The sequence below is a fragment of the Thermofilum sp. genome, from assembly GCF_038871435.1.
GTDB lineage: Archaea > Thermoproteota > Thermoprotei > Thermofilales > Thermofilaceae > Thermofilum > Thermofilum adornatum.
In genome coordinates, this window is the sequence record NZ_JAVZIC010000015.1 from 1 (window position 1) to 10078 (window position 10078).

The 10078-nt window shown below is 53.1% G+C and carries 10 protein-coding genes; 9 read left to right on the forward strand and 1 reads right to left on the reverse strand.

The annotated features are described in order from the left end of the window. From QXT17_RS09685 to QXT17_RS09700, 4 genes are all read left to right on the forward strand, one after another. Positions 1-972: 50S ribosomal protein L3 (locus QXT17_RS09685; protein ID WP_342815841.1), on the forward strand; the 972-nt coding region annotated here is incomplete at its 5' end. A 7-nt stretch (positions 973-979) separates the two neighbouring features. Beyond that, positions 980-1780: a 50S ribosomal protein L4 gene (gene rpl4p / locus QXT17_RS09690; protein WP_020962094.1), complete on the forward strand. Its 801-nt coding sequence runs from the start codon at positions 980-982 to the stop codon at positions 1778-1780. Next, a complete protein-coding gene (locus QXT17_RS09695) occupies positions 1777-2061 on the forward strand; it encodes a 50S ribosomal protein L23 (protein ID WP_020962093.1) in 285 nt (94 codons plus the stop codon). The genes rpl4p and QXT17_RS09695 overlap by 4 nt, the downstream gene beginning before the upstream one ends. 11 nt (positions 2062-2072) lie before the next feature. Further along, positions 2073-2819, forward strand: a complete 747-nt coding sequence (locus QXT17_RS09700; protein WP_020962092.1) for a 50S ribosomal protein L2 — start codon at positions 2073-2075, stop codon at positions 2817-2819. Positions 2820-3495: 676 nt separating this feature from the next. Here the strand turns inward: QXT17_RS09700 and QXT17_RS09705 are convergent. Further along, entirely contained in the window at positions 3496-4668 is a 1173-nt protein-coding gene (locus tag QXT17_RS09705) for an NAD(P)/FAD-dependent oxidoreductase (protein WP_020962090.1), read from the reverse strand. Positions 4669-4906: 238 nt separating this feature from the next. Here QXT17_RS09705 and QXT17_RS09710 point away from each other — a divergent pair, with 238 nt between their 5' ends. From QXT17_RS09710 to alaS, 5 genes are all read left to right on the forward strand, one after another. Next, positions 4907-5332 carry a 30S ribosomal protein S19 gene (locus tag QXT17_RS09710; protein ID WP_148681974.1) on the forward strand — a complete coding sequence of 142 codons (426 nt, stop codon included), beginning with the start codon at positions 4907-4909 and terminating at the stop codon, positions 5330-5332. 16 nt (positions 5333-5348) lie between these two features. Further along, positions 5349-5855: a 50S ribosomal protein L11 gene (locus tag QXT17_RS09715; RefSeq protein WP_052885618.1), complete on the forward strand. Its 507-nt coding sequence runs from the start codon at positions 5349-5351 to the stop codon at positions 5853-5855. Next, positions 5852-6529, forward strand: coding sequence for a 50S ribosomal protein L1 (locus QXT17_RS09720; protein ID WP_020962087.1), 678 nt, complete (start codon positions 5852-5854; stop codon positions 6527-6529). The genes QXT17_RS09715 and QXT17_RS09720 overlap by 4 nt, the downstream gene beginning before the upstream one ends. After that, a complete protein-coding gene (locus QXT17_RS09725) occupies positions 6526-7413 on the forward strand; it encodes a 50S ribosomal protein L10 (protein WP_020962086.1) in 888 nt (295 codons plus the stop codon). The genes QXT17_RS09720 and QXT17_RS09725 overlap by 4 nt, the downstream gene beginning before the upstream one ends. Before the next feature lie 58 nt (positions 7414-7471). Next, positions 7472-10078 (forward strand): alanine--tRNA ligase (alaS, locus tag QXT17_RS09730; protein ID WP_342815842.1); only part of this gene is annotated, 2607 nt, incomplete at its 3' end.

The following is a 10078-nucleotide window of genomic DNA, read 5'->3' on the forward strand; positions in this document are numbered from 1 at the left end:
CGCGCGTATCACCCGAGGAAGAGAGCACGCAGTATAGTTGGCAGGGTTAGGAGGTGGCCTACTGGGCGCGAAGGCTTCTTGGGGTTTGCAGGCTACAAGGTCGGCATGCTCCACGTGATAGGAGTCGAGACGCACAAGTTTAGCCCGTTCCAGGGACAGGAAGTAGTCTACCCAGCAACGGTGATCGAGGTCCCGCCTCTAAAGGTTCTGGCCGTCAGGGTCTACGGAAAGACGCCGGGCGGCAAGAAGGCCCTATGCGAGGTGTGGGCCAAGGACTTGCCAAAGGACCTTGAGAGGGTCTTCACTGTGCCGAAGGAGCAGGCAAGCCAGGAGGAGCAGATGAAGAAGCTGGAAGAGGTCAAGGACAAGATAGCAGAGGTAAGGGTCATAGTGGCTACGCAGCCAAGGCTCGCGGGCCTCGGCAAGAAGAAGCCAGAGGTATTCGAGATAGCTGTCGGCGGCCAGCCGGACAAGGCCCTCCAGCTCGCCCTCGAGAAGCTCGGCAAGGAGCTCACAGTGGCTGACGTCTTCAAGGAGGGCGACTATGTCGACGCCATAGCCGTGACGAAGGGCAAGGGCTTCGCCGGCTCGGTCAAGAGGTTCGGCGTAGAAGAGATGCCCCGCTGGCACAAGCACAGGAAGGGCCACAGCAGGATCGGTAGCGTGGGCCCACAGAAGCCCTCGATAATGTTCTACGCGCCGTTCCCAGGACAGCTTGGGTTCCACCAGAGGACAGAGTACAACAAGAAGATCCTCAAGATCGGCGACGCCTCGACAGTGAAGGAGATCAACCCGCCGGGAGGCTGGAAGCACTACGGCCTAGTAAAGAGCCAGTTCATAATCATTGAGGGCAGCGTCCCAGGGCCTACGAAGAGGCTCATAAAGCTGAGGCACGCAATTAGGCCAGGCAAGGTCACGCCTGTGCCACAGATAACCTATCTAAGTACTGCCCAATGGCAGGTCTCGGGGTGAATAGGCAGTGACGCAGACAGCTAAACTATTAGAGGTCCCCGTCTACAACTTGAACGGGGAGCCAGTAGAAAAGATAAAGTTGCCAGCCTTCTTTGCGTCCCCGATAAGGGTCGACCTCATCAGGAGGGTCTACCTGGCCCTCTTCACGTCTAGGCTACAGCCAAAGGGCACAGACCCACTAGCGGGCCTAAGGACAACCGCGGAGAGCCTAGGCGTAGGGCACGGCATAGCAAGGGTTGCACGCATAAAGGGCGGCATGAGGGCCGCACGAGTAGTCCAGGCGGTCAAGGGCCGCAAGGCTCACCCGCCCAGGGTAGACGAGGTCATACACGAAGAGGTAAACAAGAAGGAGAAGCGTAAGGCACTGTTGTCCGCTATCGCGGCTACGGTGGTAAAGGATCTTGTCCTCTCTAGGGGCCACGTTGTCCCAGACAAAGAGTTGCCCATCATCGTAGCGGACGACTTCGAGAAGATATCAACGGCAAAGGAGCTGAGGGAGGCGCTCGGCAAGCTCGGCCTCTGGGAAGACGTAGAGAGGGCACAGGAAAACACGAGGATTAGGGCTGGCAAGGGCAAGATGCGTGGGAGGAGATACAAGAAGCCCAAGAGCCTGCTAATCGTTGTTGGCGAGAAGCAGGGCGTAGAGAAGGCCGCGAGGTCCATGCCTGGCGTGGACGTTGTCAGGGCAAGCGACCTGTCCGTCCTGCACCTGGCCCCGGGCGGGGTTCCTGGGAGGCTCACCTTATATACTGTTTCTGCCGTAAAGGTTCTGGAGGAGAGGCTGAAGGACGAGGTGCTGTATAAATGAGTAGCAGTAACACGGGTAAAAAGGGAGACATAGGGGTAATAGTCAAGCCCCACCTTACAGAGAAGACTCTACAGTTGATCGAGAAGACCAACACCCTTACATTCATAGTTGACAGGCGTGCTACGAAGGACGAGATAAGGAGGGCCGTAGAGGCCATGTTCGGCGTAAAGGTCGAAAAGGTCAGGACACTGATAACTCCGCTTGGGCAGAAAAAAGCTTATGTAAAGCTCGCAAAAGAGTACTCCGCAATGGATATAGCGAGCAGGATGGGTCTAGTCTAGGGTGGTGATGAATGGGTAAAAGGCTACTCGTACAGAGGAGGGGCCGCGGCGGCAGCGTGTTTAGGAACCCCGGCTGGAAGAGGATAGCACCTGCAAGGTACCCGCCATACAACCCAGAAACATTCAAGGAGAAGGTCCTCGTAGGCGTAGTCAAGGACATTGTCCACGAGCCGGGCAGGGGCGCGCCACTAGCAATTGTAAGGTTCGAGGACGGGACAACAATGTACATGGTACCCCCAGAGGGCCTAGCAGTCGGCCAGAAGATATACTACGGCGCAAAGGCTCCAATAGTCCTAGGAAGCATAACAGCCATAGGAAACGTGCCAGAGGGAACAATAGTCTCAAACATCGAGCTGAGGCCAGGAGACGGAGGAAAAATCGCTAGGAGCAGCGGCGCATACGCCCTAGTCCTCGCGCACTCAAACGGTAAGACACTCATACAGTTGCCAAGCAAGAAAGTAAAAGAAGTAGATAGCGAGGCAAGGGCAACCATCGGCATGGTCGCTGGAGGTGGCAGAATAGAAAAGCCACTCCTAAAGGCAGGCAAAAACTGGCACAAGTCAAGGGCCAAGTCATTCAAGTACCCAACAGTACGCGGCAAAGCAATGTCTGCATACGCCCACCCAGCAGGCGGAGGATCACACCAGAAAGGACTAACCCCAGCCCCCAGAAACGCCCCACCAGGCAGAAAAGTAGGACACATAGCACCAAGAAGAACAGGAAGAAAGAAGGGAACATCAAGAACCCCCACACAGTAAGCCCCCTTATTAGACATTTCTCCCTTTATCCCTCCACCGTTTTCTTCAAATTACCCAACCAGATAACCTAGCCAAATCGCCAGCCAAATCCCACACAAAAACAATTGCTCAGCCAAAAACTGCATAGAAGCCCAAAGGATTCTCCTCCATGCCTCGCCAAGCATCACAACCAAAACATAGAAAATATACATGGCATTACGTCAAGTCCACCTAACTGTCTGACCTAAAAGTTATTTATGAAGTTTCTCGTTGGGAAGGTTATTTTAAAAAGAGATTACGGGAAAAATTCCCGACCCAAAACGGGGCATTCTGGGAAGCTTCCCTGGTGGGAAGTTTCAGAAGCTTCTAATGTGTAATTTTGAGTGCTAGGGCAGTTTTGCAGACTTCTTCAAAAAATCAAACGTTAAACATATAAACCCCTCATGGGCAAAACAATTCGGATGCAACTCAGAAAGAATTGAAAGTCCGAACGTGTACCTCTACTCTTCAACAATAAGACACCGTTCGATGCAACTCAGAAAGAATTCAAAGGTAGGAGTTTGTTGAGCCATCCACGTGTAAACGTGTCTGGATGCGCACTAGGTAGGGCTTTCTCTAGAGATTGTTTTGGTGGATCGCTTGTTTGATTTCTTGAAGAAATTAGGGGAGAAAATACATGGCGTAGAAGGTTGTTGGCTTATCTTGATATTGTTCTGAGTAGTGTGCTTTCTAGTTTTGTCGCTGTTCCTCCTCCTATTTTGCCCTTTATGTCTCTCATGACTACGGTTTCTATGAGCATTTTGCTTATGTATGGCATTTTGCCGAATAGTAGCCTGTTTTCCCAGACCATTAGTGCTGTGTTGTAGCCTACTGAGACGAGGCTTTTGGGCTTGGACGCGAGGAATATTGGCTGGTGTGTGTATGTTGGGTCTTTTCCTTCAAGCTGTTGGGCTATGTTTTTGGCTGCCGTCTTGCCCTGTAGTATTGCTTCTTCCGCCATCTTCATTGCGTAGTCAGAGTCTAGGGCGAAGTGGTTTATGTCGCCGACTGCGTATATGTTTGTGTAGTCTTGTAGCTGTAGGTTTGGCTTCACGGCTATCCATCCACGCTTAACCGTTTTCACTGGCTGGTCGAAGGCTATGCTTGGGGCCTTTACGCCTAGGCTCCATATCACCAAGTCGCAGTCCAGCGTTGTCGAGTCCTCAAGCTTTAAATGGTTGCTCGACGCCTCTACGACGCCGTTGCCCTTGATTATCCTTACGCCTTTCTGGGACAGGAACTTCTCTATTATCTCCGAGGCCTTGGGCCTGTTCAGCGTGGGCATCAGGTAGGGCATCTTCTCTACTATCGTGACGTTTTCTCCGCCAAGCACCTCTGCAAGCTCGCCGGCAACCTCGACGCCCGTGAGGCCACCGCCGGCGATGCACACCCTACACTTGTCTCCGTGCTTCTTCAGCTCCTCCTGTATCCTGAGGTAGTCTTCGAGCCTCCAGGAGGCAAGCGTCTGCTCGGCGCCCGGTATGTTGTAGTACTCCGTCGTCGCGCCAACAGCGATTATGAGGTAGTCATAGGGGACCCTGTCGCCGTTGCCAAGTACTACGGTTGACTCCCTTATCGAGACACCCGCGAACTCGCCCTGTATGAACTTGGCGCCCAGCCTCTTAGTGATCTTCTCAAAGGGCTCCGTGAGGTCCTCAACGGTCTTCTTTTTTGACAAGAGGTATGGCAGGGACGGCAGATACGCGAACATAGGGCTTCTGTCTATCAGTGTTACCTCGTGTCTCTTTGTTACGCCTAGCTCTGACAGTGTCTTAAGTGCATAGAAGCCGCCGAATCCTCCTCCAACGACTACGATCCTTTTTTCGCTCACAAATAGTTATAGCTAAACAGTAGAATTAATTTGTTTAAATAATGCGTATTATATATAACGTTTTATATGTTTCCCAGTTAACTAGGTAAGCCAGCCCCTCCAGGTCTTCCCCTAATAGCCAAAACCATGTCTCCATTCAGTGGCGCCTCAGCGTGCCTAGCCAGGAAAACAGTGGCTCTGCACAAAAAATTTAAATCACTAAAAAACATTTCCTTGAGGTATACGTGAGGGGATAGAGTTGGAAAGCAGTCTAAAGTTTACGTATCGGGGCTACACGATCGACGAGCTACGGCAGATGCCGATAGAGAAGCTTGCAGAGCTCTTCCCAGCCAGGCAGAGGAGAACACTCTTAAGGATCTTCAAGCAAAAGACCAGCGAGGAGCACCTCAAGCTTCTCGAGAAGATAAGGAAGGCCGAGGAGCTCGTAAGCAAGGGCAAGAAGCAGCCGACCATTAGGACCCACCTGAGGGACTTCATCATCTTGCCAGAGATGGTCGGGCTAACGATACACGTCCACAACGGCAAAGAGTTTGTACCAGTCGAGATAACGCCGGAAAAGATCGGGCACTACCTCGGAGAGTTCGCGTTGACGACAAAGAAGGTTGAGCACGGAGAGCCAGGCTTAAAAGCAACAAGGTCATCAATGTTTGTGGCCTTGAAGTAGGTAGCGGGTGGACGCCTTGTCGCAGAACACAAAGGTATTTAACTTCCTCGTGGACGGGGGCAAGGCAACAGCCGGCCCACCCATAGGGCCAGCCCTCGGCCCACTTGGACTAAACGTGATGCAGGTAGTCAAGAGGATAAACGAGCTTACAGCCGACTATGCCGGGATGCGTGTACCCGTAAAGGTCATAGTCGACGTTGAAAAGAAGACCTTCGAGGTGGAGGTCGGCACACCCACGACTGCCGCCCTGATCGTCAAGGAGCTCAAGGTTGAGAAGGGTGCCCACCAGCCATCCAAGGAGACAGTCGGCAACCTGTCCATGGAGCAGGTGATCAAGATCGCCAAGATAAAGATGAAGGACATCGGCGCCTCAAGCCTCAAGGCGGCCGTAAAGACTGTCGTTGGCACAGCCCAGAGCATGGGCGTGACTATTGATGGTAAGCCCCCCAAGCAGGTTATAGAGGAAATCGAGAAGGGTCTATACGACGAGCTTATAAAGAAGCATGAGGGTGAAGCAGGATGAGTACACAGGTTGTTAGCCACCTGGGAGACCTAAAGGAGGGCATAAAGCAGGCCCTAGCCTCCTCGCCAAAGAAGAGGAAGTTCGAGCAAAGCGTAGAAATGGTCGTCGTGCTCAGGGACGTAGACGTCAAGAAGCCCGAGAACAGGATAAACACTGTCGTCGTGCTTCCATACGCGCCCCCGAAAAAGCTCGCCAAAGTAGCCGTGATTGCCAGCGGAGACCTAGCACTGAAGGCCAAAGAGGCCGGCGCAGACATAGTCATAGACAAGGACGAGCTCAACAAGATAGCCAACGACAAGAAGGCCCTGAGGAAGCTCGCAAAGAAGTACGACTTCTTCCTAGCATCGACAGACCTTATGCCCCTCGTGGGTAGGATCCTAGGTAAATACCTGGGTCCACGCGGCAAAATGCCACAGCCGGTTCCGCCAAATGCCCCCGTAAACGTGCTAATTGACCGCGCAAAGAAGTCTATAAGGATAAGGATAAAGGACCAGCCACAGATCGCCTGCAGGATAGGCACAGAGTCCCAGCCAGTCGAACAACTGGTCGAAAACGCCAACGCCGTGCTAAGCGAGATACTCAAGAAGTTCTCCGCTTCAAACATTGGCAAAATATATTTCAAGCTGGCTATGGGTAAACCTGTTAAGATTGCTAGAGAGGGTGGCAAAAAGTGAGCATACAGAAAGCCGTAACGGTTAAGAGTAGCCCGGCACGCCAGAGAAAGGCGAAGCAGCTAGAAGAATACGTCAACGCACTACAGCAGTACCGCTACTTCCTAATAGCATCCATCACTGGGTTGCCGGCATCAGTCCTAAAGCAGAGCAAGAGCCTCCTCAGACAGGACGGCTCCCTCCTCAAAGTAGTAAAGAACACTGTGTTCCTCATAGCCCTCGAAAAGGCTGGGAAAAACCCAAAAGAAGCAGAGCAGTACCTCAAGGGCCAAAACGCCGTCATATTCACTAACAAAAACCCATTCTCGATAATATTCTTCCTCGACAAGCAGAAGATAATGCGCGAGGCCAGGGCAGGAGACGTTGCGACAAACGAGATCGTCCTACCGGCCGGAAACACGGGCATACCACCAGGCCCAATGATCAGCAACTTCAACAAGCTCGGCATACCGACAAGGGTCCAGGAGGGAAGCATCTGGATAGCCAAGGACACAGTCGTGGCCCGGCCAGGAGACGTTATATCGCCTGAGCTGGCAGAGCTACTGACAAAGCTAGGGCTGAAGCCCATCGAGAGCAAGCTACAGATAAAGGCAATATACCTAGACGGCCGGATAATCTCTCCGAAGGACGTAGAGCTAGACGTAAAGCTCTGGAGGGACAGGCTCTCCAGCGCCCATACACAGGCATACAACCTAGCGTTCAACGCCGCTCTGCCCTTGCCACAGGTGCTCCCAGCCATAATTGGCAAGGCCCACATGGAGGCCATCGCCCTCGCGGCGCAGGCAGGGTTCCCAGCCAAAGAAGCAGTCCCAATGATACTGGCCAAGGCAGAGGCACAGGCAAAGGCCCTCTACGAGAAGCTAAAGGCCATAAAGCCCGAGCTCTAAGGCATCCTATACTTTTTGCTCGCATATTTTATATATCTGTTCTCGGTGAGTCATAACTATGAATAAGGAAGAGTTCATCGACCTGCCATTCTTCAAGGAGAACGGCTGGATAAAGAAGACCTGCCCAGTCTGCGGGAGGACCTTCTGGACCCTTAACCCAGACAGAAAGGTCTGCGGAGACCAGCCATGCGAAGAATACGGCTTCATAAACAAAAGGGTCGGCACAAGGCCCGAGTCCCTCACAGAGGTCAGATCCAAGTTCATAGACTTCTTTGCCAGCAGGGGTCACACCCCCATTAAGAGGTACCCAGTCGTCGCTAGGTGGAGGGAAGACGTTTTCCTAGTCGGCGCCTCGATATACGACTTCCAGCCCTGGGTCACAGAGGGCCTAGTCCCGCCCCCAGCAAACCCCCTAGTCATCTCCCAGCCCAGCATCAGGCTGACAGACCTCGATAACGTCGGCAAGACTGGGCGCCACCTCACGGGCTTCGAGATGATGGCCCACCACGCATTCAACATAGGCGACCAGAGGGTCTACTGGGCAAACGAGACAGTCACCTTTGCCTACGAGCTGTTCACGAAGGTCTACGGGATAAAGCCAGAAGAGATAACCTTCATCTTCGACGTGTGGAGCGGCGGCGGCAACGCGGGCGAAGACTACGAGGTCATGGTCAGGGGCCTAGAGGTAGCGACGCTCGTCTTCATGCACTACAAGACGACGGACACAGGCGAATTCATACCGATGCCTAACAGGATCGTCGACACTGGCTACGGCCTAGAGAGGATCTACTGGCTACTCACGGGGAGCTACAACGTCTACGAGGCAGTCTTCTCTGGCATAGTCGAGAAGCTCAGGAAGCAGGCAGGCGTCTCCAAGCCGCCGGAAGACCTCCTATACTCGCTAGCAGTGAAGAGCGGCAGGCTAGACTACAAGAACCCCCTAGAAGCAATGGAGACCCTAAAGCTAGTAGCCTCAGAGATAGGCCTGTCCCTAGACGAGGTCCGCAGGATCCTCGCGCCAAACGAGGCAATCTATGCCATAGCCGACCACACGAGGACACTCACGTGGATGATCGGGGACGGGGTAGTGCCTTCTAACAGCGGCGCGGGATACCTGGCGAGGCTACTGATAAGGCGCAGCATAAGGCTCCTAAAGATGCTCCAGCTAGACCTCCCACTCAGCGAGATAATCTCGTGGCAGATAAAGTACTGGAAGAACGACTTCCCAGAATACGAGGAGATAGAGGACGAGATAAGGGACATCATAGACTACGAGGAAGAAAAGTTCGCCGACACCCTCAAGAGGGGAGAAAAGGTAGTCAGCGACCTTCTCTCGTCCCTCAAGAACCAGGGGGCAAGGGTTGTACCGGGAGACGAGGTCCTCAGGCTCTACGAGAGCCACGGGATACCCCCAGAAATGCTCAAAGAAAAGGCCGAGGCAGAGGGCCTACAAGTAGACATCACTGGCTTCTACAGCAAGCTCGCAGAGCTCAAAAACAGGGCAACAGCCGAGGAGAAAAAAGCAATCCAGCTACCAGTAGACCCAGCCACAGTCTCAAACCTGCCCCCCACCAGGACGCTCTACTACGAGGACGAGAAAATGCATAGCTTCGAGGCAAGCGTCGTAGCCATCGTGAACGGGAAATACCTAGTCCTCGACCAGACAGCCTTCTACCCAGAGGGCGGCGGACAGCTGGCAGACATAGGCCAGATAAGCCACAGCAAGGGCACATGCACAGTCAAGGCGGCCTACAAGGTCGGCAACGTTATCCTACACGAGTGCGAGGGACAGCTACCTGAAATAGGGGAAAAGGTCCACGGCAACATAGACATCGAGAGAAGGCTAAACCTCATGAGGCACCACACCTCCACACACATCGTCCTAGGAGCACTAAGAAAAGTCCTAGGCAAACACGTGTGGCAGGCAGGCGCCCAGAAGACCCCAGAATACGTGCGGTTCGACTTCACCCACCACAAGCCCATAACACCCGAGCAGGCGAGACAAATAGAGCTACTCGCAAACCAAGTCGTAATGGAGGACAGGCCAGTAAAGAAGTACCTCATGAACAGGACACAGGCAGAACAGAGGTTCGGCTTCACCCTCTACCAGGGAGGAGCAGTACCCCAGACAACACTAAGGGTAGTCGAGATACCAGGCTGGGACGCAGAGGCCTGCGGCGGCACCCACTGCGACAGGACAGGCGAGATAGGCCTCATAAAGATACTCGGATTCGAGAAGATACAAGACGGAGTAGTAAGAGTCATCTTCAAGGCAGGCAAGCCGGCCCTCCTACACATACAGGAAACAGAGGAAAAGCTGAGAAACATACAGGAAGCCCTACAGGCAAGCTACACCGAGGTAGACACAAAAGCAAAACAGCTAGCCAGACGTGTAGAAGAGCTAGAAAAAGAAGTAAAAAGGCTAAGAGAAGAAGCACTAAAAGGAAAGCCACAGCTAGCCCCAGCCGCGACCATAGGCGACATAAACATATACATCTTCCACTCAGACGACTACACGCCACGAGAAGCAGCCACAACCATAGCAAAAAACCTCACAAAAAGCATAGTCCTAGCACTAAACACAAACGGAAACTTCGCCCTCAAAATAACCAACGACCTACTAGACAAACTCGACGCCAGAACAATCGGCCAAAACATATCCCAA